Consider the following 13,004-nt stretch of genomic DNA (forward strand, 5'->3'; position numbering starts at 1 on the left):
TCAACTCGGTTTCTTCGTGGACTTTTCACCCTATATTGTAGCAGTAGAGGTCAACAAATTCCACCTAATGCATCACGATTATCTGTGTTTCAGAAGGGTAAAGGTATTTATACTAAAGGTTATAGTTACCTAATCGTAAGGGGGAAATTCCCATGAAACAGAGCAAGGGGTTATCAGGACTATTACAGCAATGGGTGTTTATCGGGCCTGCGTTCCTATTTTTCGCGCTCATTGTAGTGATTCCTTTTCTCATGAGCATTTATTATTCATTTACAGAGTGGAATGGTGTAACGACAACCGTCAAGTTTAACGGCTTGGACAATTTCAAGCACCTTCTTTTTGATGACAAGGATTACCGCAACGCCTTCTGGTTCACAACGCGGATTACCGTAACAGACGTAATTCTTACGAACCTCGTCGGCTTCCTTCTGGCTCTGCTGCTCACACAAGCGCTGAAAACCAGAAATGTACTGCGTACCATTTTCTTCATGCCGAACGTCATCGGCGGACTGCTGCTTGGGTTCATCTGGCAGTTCATCTTCGTCAAAGGTTTCGGGACACTGGGCGAGTTGACGAATTGGAGCTTTTTCCAACTGCCTTGGCTTGGCGACGCGCCTACGGCCTTCTGGGCGATTGCGATCGTAAGTATTTGGCAAGGTGCAGGCTACTTAATGATCATCTATATTGCGGCGCTTTCCAATGTGCCCAAAGATATGGTCGAAGCAGCTTATATTGATGGAGCAACCCGTTTCCAAGTGCTCAAAAGCATTATTATTCCGCTCATCATGCCAGCGGTCACAGTGTGTCTGTTCCTGACGATTTCGTGGAACTTCAAAATGTTCGACCTGAACTTCTCCTTAACCAAAGGCGGACCGTTCAACTCTACAGAATCCGTATCGATCAATATTTATCAAGAAGCGTTCCGCAATAACAACTATGGCTTAGGAACAGCGAAAGCATTAGTGTTCTTCATCGTAGTGGCCATTATTTCGACCATCCAAGTCATGTATACGAAACGCAAGGAGGTTGAAGTGTAATGGAAACAGTCAAAAAATATTCCGGACGGCTATTCACGCTTGAAGTGCTGGGTATCCTGATCGCTCTGCTATTTCTAGTCCCATTCTACTTTGTTATTGTCAACTCACTCAAAACCTTCCCGGAGCTCGCTGCTAGTACAGCAAAGCTTCCGCAAACGTTATATTTAGATAATTACAAAAAAGTATGGACGATCATGAAATTCCCTAGTGCTTTCATGAACTCGTTGATCATTACAGTTTTCAGTAATATTGGGCTTGTCATCATTAGTTCTATGGCGTCTTACCGCATGGTGCGGAAGCCAAGCAAGTTCAACAATCTTGTCTTCTTGGCTTTCGTTGCAGCGATGGTCATTCCGTTTCAATCGATTATGATTCCGCTTGTCCGTGTAGCAAGCCAAGTAGGACTGATGGACAGCAAGTTGGGATTGATTATTTGTTACTTTGGCTTTGGTGTATCACTTAACGTTTTCTTGTTCCATGGATTTATTAAATCAATTCCGCTCGAAATCGAAGAATCCGCTACGGTGGACGGTTGTTCGCCCTATGGGGTGTTCTGGCGTATCGTTTTCCCGTTGTTAAAACCGATGTCTACGACGGTCGTTATTTTGAACAGTTTATGGATTTGGAACGATTATTTGCTGCCTTCTCTCGTGTTAAACAGTCCTGAACTGCGAACAATACCTTTAGCGACGTTCTCTTTCTTTGGACAATATACGAAGCAATGGGATTTGGCTTTGGCTGGTCTGACACTAGGTGTTCTACCGATCGTTATTTTCTTCCTCGCCATGCAGAAGCATATTGTTGAAGGAATCACAGCAGGTTCCGTAAAAGGGTGACATATTTGTTAGGAAGTTCAAAATCTTCCACCTTTATGTTCAATATCCTCTGTGTTAAGGGCTCAAGAAAGTGTTTACAATAAACCATGTAAGCTGATGGCGAGGGAATGAATGGCCTGTCATCATCAGGGTAAGCTGAGTAAACAAAAAAAGGGAGGCATTACCTCAATGAAAAAATTAACAATGATCAGTATGGCTGCTTTACTCACACTTTCTGTGGTTGCAGCTGGCTGCGGTAAAAAAGAAGAGACACCTGCGCCTGCTGCATCAGCTGGGGCAACAACATCAGCAACACCTGCTGCGGCTGGTAAACCGGTAACGATTAAAATGTTCCAATTCAAAGTAGAAATCGCGGATCAATTGGGTAAATTGGTTGCTGAATATCAAAAGCTGAATCCAAACGTGAAAATTCAAATTGATACGGTAGGCGGCGGCGCGGATTACGGCGCAGCTTTGCTGGCGAAGTTCAACTCCGGCGACAAACCGGACATTTTCAACAACGGCGGCTTCTCGGATCTTGATAAATGGATCGAAAACTTGGAAGACCTCTCCGATCAACCTTGGGTTAAAGATCTGGTAGACGTAGCGAAAGAGCCAATGACCAAAAATGGTAAACTATACGGCCAACCGCTGAACCTTGAAGGCTACGGCTTCCAATACAACAAAGATCTGTTCACCAAAGCTGGCATTACTGAGCTGCCAAAAACAATCACACAACTGGAAGATGCTGCTAAAAAGCTGCAAGCTTCAGGGATTACACCTTTTGAAACCGGATATGGCGAATGGTGGGTACTAGGTAACCACTTCGTAAACCTTCCTTTTGCGTATCAGAAAGATCCGAATGCTTTCATTGATGGTTTGAACAAAGGAACAGCAAAAATTCCAGGTAATGAACAATTTAATCAATGGGTAAAATTATTCGATCTTCAATTGAAATATGGTAACAAAAACCCGCTGCAAACAGACTACAACACACAAGTAACTGATTTTGCAACAGGCAAAGCGGCTATGACGCAGCAAGGTAACTGGACACAAGTCCAAATTTCCAAAACAAATCCGGATATCAAAGTTGGCTTCTTGCCAATGCCGATCAGCGATGACGCTGCGGCAAACGACAAATTGTTTGTCGGTGTTCCGAACAACTGGGTAATTAACAAAAACTCCGCTGTGAAAGACGAAGCGAAGAAATTCTTGAACTGGATGGTAACATCCGATGTGGGTAAAAAATATATCACTGACGAGTTCAAGTTCATCCCGGCTTTCAAATCCATTCCTGCTGACGAAAAAGTACTTGGACCATTAGCAGCAGACATTATTGCTTACAGCAAAGCTGGTAAAACACTGAGCTGGAACTGGTTCAAATTCCCTGGCGGCGAAGCATCCAGTAAAAAATTCGGCGATATTATGCAAGGGTATGTCGCGAAGAAGTATACGAAGGATCAAATGCTTGATGAATTCCAGAAAACATGGGATAGCCTGAAGAAGTAATACGATAATGGTTGGAAACAGAGCCTCAGCGCCAAATGCTGGGGCTTTTTGCCGTTTAACAGAAGGATTTCGGGCTGTTACAATAAGGAAGACTGGGAAGCGGGGGGCTACGATGTATTTAAGAATCAGGACTTGGTTACAAAGCAGGGGCAACACGCTGCCGCAAGAGAAAAGATTAACTCGTGAAGCGGTCATTTCGCTTATTATTCATTCTACTTTTCAATTCGGCGCTTCGATGTCGGGTGTGTTTCTGAACTTATATCTCTGGCGTTTGACACACAGCGTAGCCGTAAATGGAACTTACAGTATCATCGTGTACATTCTGACACCGATTGGTTTCGCGATTGGCGGCTGGATGATCAAAAAGAAAGACAGAATGGTCTCGTACCGCTTAGGCATCATGCTGATCGGTTTATTTTACTTGAGTGTAATTATCGCGCAAGAAGCTCTAGTGGAATATTACATAGCGTTCGCTATTTTCAATGGGCTCGCTGGCGCATTTTACTGGGTGGGTTATTTAACGCTGATGTACGATGTATCAACCGAGCAGAATCGGATTCGATACCTCGCTTATAATATGATTTTCTTTACGCTGGCTTCATTGGCAGGACCAGCGCTTGCCGGGTTTATTATCCGTTTGAGAGAGGGACTTAGCGGGTATACGATCGTTTTTGGTATAGCCTTTTGTATGTTTCTTCTAGCAGCCTTAATATCTTTGAAAATAAAAGCTTCCAGCGGACATCATCGAGTTTATTACTTAAAGTGGACTGGGCTCATTATGAAAAAAAACCGAGATTGGCTAAAAGCGTTGCTTGGTTTTTTTGGGATGGGCTTGCTTCAAGGCACAATGTTATTTCTTCCGAATATTCTCTTGTTTCAAGTCATGCCGCGGGAAGATATCGTGGGCTATCTAGGCGTGCTATACTCCAGCCTCAGCATAGCCATGGGCATGTTTATTTCTAAATATGCTCAGGGCAGCAAATCTCGGATGTATCTGGCGATATCCACGATTGGCTATCTGGTGGGTGTATCGCTTTTATTAGGAAGTATCACGCTTTGGACTGTTGTAGGTTTTATGATCCTGTATTCGGTCTTCTCGCCACTGCAAGGCAATACGATGACAGGTTACTATTACGGGCTTATCGCCAAATTGCCGCTCAAGGGCGAATTGAAAGTGGAAAGTGTTGTCGTACGCGAGCTTTTTCTAAATGTCGGGCGTGTGATTTCCATTTTTTGCTTCATTACATTTGGAAGTGATTTGGAAGGCGGGATGATTCCATGGATTCTCATGATCGCTGCTCTCACGCAATTTACTTTGGTTTGGTCTATTAAGAATCGTTAGCAGGAGCATGAAAGCGCCCTTACAGGGTTATCCTAGGGATAGCTGATAGGAGAAGAGGGACTTCAGGTTATGGAACAGTATGACAGTATAATTGTTGGCGGGGGCATTGCCGGACTTCAGGCGGCTATTCAGCTTGGGAGATATGAGCATCGTGCTCTCGTCATTGATGCCGGCTATGGCAGGTCGACCTTGTGCAAAAGCTATCACAACCTTCTAGGTTGGCCAGATGGCGTTTCGGGTGAAGAACTTCGGAGGCTGGGGAGGCTGCAGGCCGAGAAGCTTGGGGTTGCTTTTGCCCATGATGAAGTTGTACAGGCCGTAAATAAAGGAAAGCCAGGAGATGGCTTTGAGTTATGGGGGAAGTCTGGCAAAGGGTACGAAGCACCGACGCTGCTGCTAGCGACAGGATTAATGGATCGTATCCCCGACATTCCAGGGTTAAAGCCGTGTCTGGGATTAACGATCTATGTATGTCCAGATTGCGATGGCTATGAAATTAGAAATAAAGCGACCATTGTGATGGGGTCGGGTGATGTCGGGGCAGCCATGGCTCTGAAGCTGAGCCTTCGGACGGATAAGCTGACTTACGTGAACCATGGATTGTGCGCCGTGAAAGGCAGCCATGTGGAAGAACTCAAGAAAAAAGGGATCACCTACATAGCGGATGATATTCAAGAGGTAATTGCGAGCGAGAGCGGCCTTTTTGGGGGGCTCGTGACGGTTAATGGGAACCGGCTGGAAGCGGAACGAGGCTTCATTGCTTTCGGAGGGAATGAAGTGAAATCGGATCTAGCCCGCCAGCTAGGTGCGGAACGATTGGAAAATCGGCATATCATGACAGATGCACGTTCCAAAATGACAAGCGTGCCGTTCCTCTGGGCCGCCGGCGATGTTGGTGTCCATGCAGAGCAGGTAACGATTGCGATGGGTGAAGGCGCGCAAGCTGCGATTTGGATGAACAAGGTGCTGCTCATGTTAAAAGAAGAAGCGAACGCCAATAAAGTGGTCGTTCGCTCTTAAGGTGTTCTTAGGGCGCTTCCGCGGGAGAAAAAGCAGTGGTAACGTGAACGTAGTCCGCCAAAGCTTGCTCACCAAGCGGGGTGATGTGATAGATGCCGCGACTTTGGCGAACGAACCAGCGGTAGTAGTTTTTCTGAAGCAGGGAGCTGACGGCTTTGTTATTCGTCAGGTCACGAAGCTTCCGCGGACTAAGAGGTCCATGTTCACGCATCAAATAAGCGCAATGCAGCGATTTCTCACGGTAAGCGGTCATCAGCTTTTGCTGAGAGCTGCCACCTACGTTGTAGTCACCGCTTCGTTCATGAAACTCATTGACGACTCGCAAAGCTGCTCTTTTATTGTGGCGCAGCATATAAGGTGTAGGCTCGCAGACGAGATCGACTGCGGGTTTTTTGCGTTTGTAGAATTGAACGGTCAAGACGCCTAGTCCGAGCATGCGGCAGAGTCGCCGAATATCTTCCCACTGCAAGCGATGCGGAGCTTTCCCTTTATTAGGCAGTTCGAAAGCAACATACACTTGCTCCGTCAGACGAAGGCGATCGATGCCTTGCACAAGGAGCGGGATGTTAAAGCTTTTCTTGAGCTCTACGACGACAGGGGGCTCATCCCCGCGAATAGCGACTAAGTCACAATGTTTCACTTCTCCGCGAACGGCATAGCCGCGTTCTTCAAAATATTGTTTCACCGGAGCGTACAGCTCCGTCTCGGTTTGAATGGGCATGATGGATATTCTCCTCCTACTTGCGATGAAGGCAATGTGTATCATTATAGCATAGGTTTTGTTAAAATAGGGGAAGAAGAACTTGTACGTACATCTTGGTAAGGTGGCGTGCGGGGAATGATTTTTGAGTGATGGAGTAGGGATTTGAGGAAGCTGAAGTTGGAGTGATGGAGTAGGGATTTGAGGAAGCTGAAGTTCGAGTGATCGAATAGGGATTCAAGGAAGCTGAAATTTGGTTTTGGAGATGGAGAGGGGATGTTGGGAATGAGTGAGGTTTTGAATACATGGCTTGGTCGTACGATTGATTGCGCATGTGGGCAGAGGCATGAAATTCCGATTCGTCGTATCGTTATTGAGCGAGATGCGCTGGGGCAGGTGGCCGGTTATTTGAAAGAAGCCGGCTACCGTGAAGTCACGCTTGTCGCGGATGAGAAGACGTATCAAGCGGCGGGCGTGAAGCTGCGCGGGCTGCTCGAAGCCGCGCAAGTCAAGGTCAGCATCAGCGTGATCCGTGAGAACGCGATGGGGGAAGTTGCCGCCGATGAGGAAGCGATCGTCCAGCTGATGCTGGACACGCCATTATCGTCGGAGGTTCTGCTTGCCGTGGGGGCGGGAACCCTGCACGACATTGTGCGCTTCGTCGGTCACCGCACGAAGCGGCCGTTCTTGTCTGTGCCGACGGCTCCATCCGTCGACGGCTTCGCTTCGGTCGGCGCGCCGCTCATCGTGCGCGGCTTCAAGACCACGATCCCGGCGAGCTCACCGGAAGCGATTTTTGCCGATCTCGCGCTGCTGGCGGAAGCGCCGCAAGCGATGATCGCAGCCGGCCTCGGCGACATGCTCGGCAAGCACACTTCGCTGGCCGACTGGTCGCTGGGACGCGTGCTCCTTGACGAGCACTACTGCGAGCTGAGCGCGCGGTTGACGCTGGAAGCCGTGGAGCTCTGCACGGCTCACTTGGACGAGATCGCGCAGCGCACGGATCTCGGCTTGTTGAAGCTGATGGAAGGCCTGCTGCTATCCGGCCTTTCCATGCTCTTGGTCGGCCACTCGCGGCCGGCCTCCGGAGCAGAGCACCATCTCTCCCACTACTGGGAGATGGTGCTTCTGCAGCAGCGCCGCCGGGCGCTGCTGCACGGCGCGAAGGTCGGCGTCGCGACCGTGATGATGGCGCAGCGCTATGCGTCGCTGCGGGACATCACGGCCGCTGAGGCCGCTGCGCGCCTAGCGCAAAGCCAGGCCCCAAGCCGGCAAACGGATGCGGAGCGCATCCGCAAGGCCTATGGGGCCATGGCGGAGCAGGTCATCGCCGAGAATTTCCCGGCGGATGGCGGCGTTGTTGATAGCGAGGCGCTGAAAGCGCGCATCGCGGAGAGGTGGGGCGATGTGCAAGCCATCGCCCGCGCGGTCCCTGCACCCGAGCAGCTGACGGCGTGGCTCGGGGCTGTGCAGGGACCGGTGGCGCCGGAGCAGCTCGGCGTAGAGCCGGACCTGGTGGAGGCGTCACTGCGGGATGCGCTGTTTGTGCGCAACCGGTTTACGGTGCTGCGTTTACTGCGACTGCTGGACGATTCCAAGTAGAGCCTAATGGACTGAGACGCTGCTAATTTCCATTATTGGCCGAGGTTTCATAGTGGTGTCTCATAGTTTCTTTTATTGGTTTCGGTTTCTTTACCGTATCTTACTATTATCTCTAACGGACCGAGACGCCGCTAATTCCCATTTTTAGCTCGAAAATAGAACCTAACGGACTCAAGAGCCGCTATCTGCCTTGAAACACCCCAAAACCAGTCTTGAATAACCAGATAAAGGCTGTACAGTCCGTTAGCTCTCACAAATACAGCCGGGAACCCAAATAGCGACCCGTGTGTCCGTTACATAAAAACTCCTGAGGTAAAGTCTCAGGGTTTTTTTGCCTTTTCACCGCGTAGCTCGAACTCACCAAATGATAAAAAAAGACAAAAGCATCGTAAAAAACTGCATCTAGTTTTTCCTGATCGGGGATTATGATAGAAGCATTCAAGGTTTGAAAGCGTGTACACCAAGGTTTCCTTGATGCAGAGCAGATGCAGATTGAGATTCAGATTGAGATTCAGATTCAGATTCAAATTCTACGGAGAGAGGAGGAATCTTACCGAGCAGCATGAGCCGACTTCATCAGCAACCTATAGAATCGCGGTTACGGGTAAATCCGGAATCCAGTACGCCAATCTATTACTATGAAAGGGGTTAGCCCCCGAATGAAATCATTTAAACATTTTAGAAGAAGAGTAGCTTTGTCATTGGCCGTATTCCTTATTTGTCATCTTGCTATTGGACAGTTTTCCCTATTGTCAATGACGAATGTCGCTAGTGCTGCCGGAGCTTCCTCTGTTGATGTGCTCGATTCGCAGTTCATTAACAGCCACGGCGGTAATTCAGTTTCCATACATGCAGACCCATCCAGATCGCCTTACGACGTTTTTGGCGAAGCATTTGGAACAGATAATCCTGTTGAAGGTGCCACCAAAACGGCAAGAGATATTCTCGGCGAAGAGGCCGAAAGACATGTGGCCAATTACTATGATCAGGCATTAGGAAAAGATGTTTTCAAAGTTGAAGTGAATGGCAACGATTGCTTTTCCTGTTATTTGCATAATACAACCTATGACAGTACAACCGGGCAGTTCGTTGGAGGGAATGATGACAGACAGCGAATTGAAATCAGACCGCCAGATGAGAACCAAGACCGAATTGGTTTGGAAAATGATATTACGGCATACAACTGGAAGTTGAAGATTGATAAAGACTTGACCAAGCCGGATGGTTTTTTTCATATTTTCCAATACAAGGCATACAACTCCTACGGATTGGTGGGTAACAAATTACCGCTTCATGACGCTGCTAATTATCCAAACTTCTCTAGCGCCGAAGATGGTAATCCGATACTTACGTTTACGGTTTCCTCATCTGCCACGCAGAATTTGGAGTTCCGCTATGCCAATATCGGTACGGATGCCGGGCAAGAAACGCTTGCCAGTATTCCGCTGAATGACGTGAAAGACAAATGGGTGGATATAACGGTTAAAATTTTAAACTCGGAATATGGTTGGGTCACAATGATTATGAAGGACGTCGAGACAGGCAAAGTATTGATGGAATACAACGATCCTAACCGGGTTCTTGATATTTGGAGACGTCCTGAGATCAAGTATAACGGGTCGACGTTCGAGGGGCCGTATCCTGCCGTGGATGATATGATTAACCGTCCGAAATGGGGTATCTATCGAAAAGCGGATAAGTCAAATCCCAATGTGAAGGATGCCAAGATTTACCTTGCTGACATGACGCTGTATAAGTCGGCTGTAGATGTTTCACCGGTTAACTTGGCTTACGGTAAAAAGGCATATAATTACGGCCCTGCAAGCGGCAATACGTTCCAGGTCGCGAATGCTAAACCAGAGAGACTCCTGGATGGGGTTCAAACAGACCCGGTAAAGTATACGAACGTGACGCAAGTGCCTCAGAACAATACATCAGCGTTAGGAGATCTGAGTTGGATCGGTACGGAAAGCTCCAAAAAGGGCAGCGTAGTCATCGATTTAGGGAAGAAAATGCCGTTTAGTCAAGTCAAGCTATTCGCCAAAACTTTAAGATTGCAGACGGTGAATATAGCCGTTTCAGATGACGAGACAGATCATACCGAAGCAGATTTAAGTACTATTATTTTTAAAGCAGATACCTCCTTTACCTATAATGGCCCTAATAGCGGGGGAGATGATGCGGCAGATAAGGAGTATGTGATTGATCTAGGGAAGTCGTTAACCTCCCGATATGTCAAATTTTATTTTGTAAATGGTACAGGTTCTAATGGTACGGGCACGCCACTTAATGGACTACCTACATATGTTATGACAGGACCGCCTCGGATCACGGAGCTTGAAATGTACAATGCGCCTCAAACGCCATCGAATGTGGTAATTGAATACACCGGCGGATCTCAAGCGACTATTTCCTGGAATGAGGTTCCTGCCGATCATTTCATTATTTACGATAACGGAAAGGTACTTGTTGATGGGGTGGGCGCTAATAGCGTTAACCTGACGAATTTAGACCCTGGTGCCTTATATAATCTTTCTGTTAGGACGGTTTATACGGATCCGTATTCGTTCAAGCCGTTGCTTTCAGCGGTAAGTGAAGTGAAGGTGCTGCACACCGATGGAGACCCGATTATTCCTAATCCGCCTACATCCGTTACAGCGACAGCGTTATCTGATAAATCTATCCAAGTTGTATGGGACGCTGTAGCAGATGCCCAGAATTATAAGGTGGCACTAGTTAATGGTGATACGGAAAGGATCGTGGCTGCTGAGGTTCAGGATACCTCCTATACGATCAAGGATCTATCTCCTGGTACGACTTATAAAGTGAAGGTTTACGCGATTCGCAGAGGTACTTTGTCAGCTACCGGCGCAGAAGGCGAAGTCACGACTACAGGTATCAAGAACGCTTCCGACAATCTGCTATTCAATAAGGAAGTCCAGTATCCACGAGTTTGGAACGATGATACAAGCAGTTATAGTGCTGGCAAGGCTCTGGACAATGAGACAGGTTCCAGGTGGGTTGCGCTAAAAGGCTCGACTTCCTCATGGATGATGGTGGATATCGGGGAACCGACGTCGGTAAACAGCCTTGCATACAATAGCTTTCAAAACAAGCTGAAAAAGGTTTCGTTTTATTATGCCACCGACAGTGAAGCGTTCACGAATCCAAACAGTGATAAATGGATAAAGTTATTGACCGATGACCGTGTAAGCCAAGGGAAATACGGCAATCCGAATATTACGAGTATAGATGAGAAAATATCACTCCCTGCGCCTGTAGAGGCAAGATATATCAAATTTACAGTCGATGAGGTCGATGGTGATATTAATGTCAATGAGGTTAAAGCTTATGGACCGATATCCTTTACGGGGAATTCTGCCCTTAAGGCGACGGAAATAACGGATCGCAGTGCTGCTTTAAGCTGGTCTGGCGCCACGACGACCTTACCGGTATCTGCGTACGACATTTATCAAGGAAATACCAAATTAACAAGTGTGACAGCCGATGTCTATACCTACAGTGCAGTCGGATTGATACCAAGTTCAGCTTATACCTTTAGGGTGAAGGCTGTTAGTCAGTCTGTCTATGGCTCCGTGTACGAGACACTGGGCGGACTGCCGCTTCAGTTAACTACGTTAGGACCGATCACGCTTCCGCCTACAGATTCGGATTCAGAAGGCTCTGGTGGCACAGGTTCTGCTTCTGGACCTTCAACCCCTTCAACGCCTGCGAACCCCGACACTACGAACAGTGCAGGAGTGATTACAGCTGTTCGAGTGCAGGGAGAGAACGCCTATTTAGCTGCTATTCCGGCCGAATTCCTTAGTAATGGCTCCCTGACAAGGAAGACAGAGGTCAGGTCGGAAATTGGGAATGTGATCTTGCCAGGGAATATGTTTAGCTCCGGCGCGCTTGGAGATAACAAAACGGTTGAATTAAAGCTTACTATGACGGATAAGTCGGCGCTCCCCGACACACTTCAGACGTTGATTGGAGATAGACCAATTGTTGATTTAACTCTATGGGTAGAGGGCAAGAAGGTGGAATTTAATAATCCTTCCGCTTCTGTTGAAGTAACCATGCCTTATCAACCGACAGCCGAAGAGTTAGCCAATCCGGAACACATTGTTGTTTGGTATGTGGATGATAGTGGCGCTCTAACACCAGTTCCGAGCGGGAAGTATGATGCTGGCAGCGGAACAGTCACGTTTAGGACCACACATTTTAGCAAGTATGCGGTAGGATTCGTTGTAAAAAGCTTCGACGATCTTACGAGTGTTGAGTGGGCTAGGAAGTCTATTGAAGTGTTGGCGTCCAAAGGCATCATTAACGGAAAGTCTGACGTAGAGTTCGCGCCGGGCACGCCAATAACACGAGCGGAATATATTACGCTGCTCATGAAGACGTTAGGTCTATCAGCTGCAACTGAGGCTGTATTTGATGATGTGAAAACATCCGATTACTTCTATCAAGAAGTCATGATCGCGAAGGCGCTTGGGATTGTGGAAGGGAAAGATCGGAACGTGTTTGCTCCCAATGAAGAGATTACCCGCCAAGATATGATGGCGATGACAGCAAGAGCCTTGAAGCAAGCAGGCAAGCTGAATACGTCGGTCCGTACAACGAGTCTAAGTGCATTCGCAGACTCTAAAGATGTTGCGGACTATGCCGCAGAAAGTGCCGCTTTATTAGTTGGTAAAGGCTTGATTCAAGGTAACGGTAATTTGCTGCAACCGCTGAATAAGAGTACACGAGCAGAAGTAGCCGTTCTGATGTACAGAATTTATAACGATTAATTTTATCTATGCAGGCATGGTCTGTATAGATGGACTGGACGCCCTGGGGAGCATGCTCCCTGGTTGGCGTCTTTTTTATGCATGGCTCCGTAGCAAAAGTGTAAAAAATCACAACCCAGCTAAATTTTTGCCATCCCTTTCATTCAGATTGTTTTCTATACTTGTAGCGTATGCATGACT

The 13,004-nt window shown here is 47.5% G+C and carries 8 protein-coding genes; 7 read left to right on the forward strand and 1 reads right to left on the reverse strand.

The window, feature by feature from the left end:
• Positions 1-152: 152 nt before the first annotated feature.
• The 5 genes from GQF01_RS22055 to GQF01_RS22075 all read left to right on the forward strand — a co-directional run bounded on the left by GQF01_RS22055 (position 153) and on the right by GQF01_RS22075 (position 5,723).
• Positions 153-1,037 carry a carbohydrate ABC transporter permease gene (locus tag GQF01_RS22055; protein WP_161408828.1) on the forward strand — a complete coding sequence of 295 codons (885 nt, stop codon included), beginning with the start codon at positions 153-155 and terminating at the stop codon, positions 1,035-1,037.
• The gene (locus GQF01_RS22060; protein WP_161408829.1) at positions 1,037-1,873 is read left to right on the forward strand and encodes a carbohydrate ABC transporter permease; all 837 of its coding nucleotides are present in this window, start codon (positions 1,037-1,039) and stop codon (positions 1,871-1,873) included. The genes GQF01_RS22055 and GQF01_RS22060 overlap by 1 nt, the downstream gene beginning before the upstream one ends.
• Before the next feature lie 168 nt (positions 1,874-2,041).
• Positions 2,042-3,361 (forward strand): ABC transporter substrate-binding protein, encoded by a 1,320-nt coding sequence (locus tag GQF01_RS22065; protein ID WP_161408830.1) that lies wholly within the window; start codon positions 2,042-2,044, stop codon positions 3,359-3,361.
• A 112-nt stretch (positions 3,362-3,473) separates the two neighbouring features.
• On the forward strand, positions 3,474-4,703 hold the full coding sequence (locus GQF01_RS22070) for an MFS transporter (protein ID WP_161408831.1): 1,230 nt from the start codon (positions 3,474-3,476) through the stop codon (positions 4,701-4,703).
• Positions 4,704-4,772: 69 nt separating this feature from the next.
• Positions 4,773-5,723, forward strand: a complete 951-nt coding sequence (locus GQF01_RS22075; RefSeq protein WP_161408832.1) for an NAD(P)/FAD-dependent oxidoreductase — start codon at positions 4,773-4,775, stop codon at positions 5,721-5,723.
• A gap of 7 nt (positions 5,724-5,730) precedes the next feature.
• Here GQF01_RS22075 and GQF01_RS22080 read toward each other — a convergent pair whose 3' ends face one another.
• Complete coding sequence (locus GQF01_RS22080) at positions 5,731-6,444, reverse strand: DUF2161 domain-containing phosphodiesterase (protein WP_161408833.1); 714 nt, start codon at positions 6,442-6,444, stop codon at positions 5,731-5,733.
• Positions 6,445-6,708: 264 nt separating this feature from the next.
• Between GQF01_RS22080 and GQF01_RS22085 the strand changes: the two genes are divergently transcribed.
• The gene (locus GQF01_RS22085; protein ID WP_235960160.1) at positions 6,709-8,025 is read left to right on the forward strand and encodes a sn-glycerol-1-phosphate dehydrogenase; all 1,317 of its coding nucleotides are present in this window, start codon (positions 6,709-6,711) and stop codon (positions 8,023-8,025) included.
• A 659-nt stretch (positions 8,026-8,684) separates the two neighbouring features.
• Positions 8,685-12,824 carry an S-layer homology domain-containing protein gene (locus GQF01_RS22090; protein WP_161408835.1) on the forward strand — a complete coding sequence of 1,380 codons (4,140 nt, stop codon included), beginning with the start codon at positions 8,685-8,687 and terminating at the stop codon, positions 12,822-12,824.
• The last annotated feature ends 180 nt before the right edge of the window (positions 12,825-13,004 follow it).

The sequence above is a fragment of the Paenibacillus silvestris genome (genome assembly GCF_009882985.1).
In the GTDB taxonomy this organism is placed as follows: Bacteria; Bacillota; Bacilli; order Paenibacillales; family NBRC-103111; genus Paenibacillus_E; species Paenibacillus_E silvestris.